Source organism: uncultured Psychroserpens sp. (assembly GCF_947503375.1).
In the GTDB taxonomy this organism is placed as follows: domain Bacteria; phylum Bacteroidota; class Bacteroidia; order Flavobacteriales; family Flavobacteriaceae; genus Psychroserpens.
Genome location: NZ_CANNDQ010000025.1, coordinates 1 through 717, shown reverse-complemented (window position 1 = coordinate 717; position 717 = coordinate 1). Strand labels below are relative to the sequence as shown.

At 41.0% G+C, this 717-nt stretch carries 1 pseudogene; it reads left to right on the top strand.

Going from position 1 to position 717, the window contains the following annotated elements:
* Positions 1 to 717 (top strand): annotated as a pseudogene (locus Q0876_RS15630) (hypothetical protein); the annotation flags it as partial.

Genomic DNA, 717 nt, shown 5'->3' with positions numbered 1-717 from the left:
TGGAGTACAGGAGAGGCAACTGCAAGTATTGACGTAAGCCCAGAGACAACAACTACGTTTTCGGTAACCGTTTTTGATATTACAGGTACAGCTTCAGATACAGATGAAGTTATCGTAACAGTAAACGCATTACCTAGTGTAGATGCTGGAGCAGATATTACCATTACTGAAGGCGAAAGTGCTACTTTAATAGCTACAGGAGCAGATTCCTATGTATGGAGTAATGGTGCAACTGGAGCAGAAATTGAAGTTACACCAACTGGTACAACCACATATACTGTAACTGGTATATCAAATGGATGCGAAGCCACAGATGAGGTAACAGTAATAACAGAGGTAGAGACCGTTACTGCTAATGCAGGAGATGATGTCACTATTTGTGAAGGAGAAACGGTGACTTTGACAGCTTCAGGCGGAACATCTTACCAATGGAGTACAGGAGAAACAACTCAAAGTATCACAGTTAGCCCAGCTATTACTACAACCTATACAATAACAGCGTTTAACACAACTGGTACAGCTTCAGATACAGATGAAGTTATCGTAACAGTAAATGCATTACCTAGTGTAGATGCTGGAGCAGATATTACCATTGCTGAAGGCGAAAGTGTTACTTTAATAGCTACAGGAGCAGATTCCTATGTATGGAGTAATGGTGCAACTGGAGCAGAAATTGAAGTTACACCAACTGGTACAACCACATATACTGTAACTGGT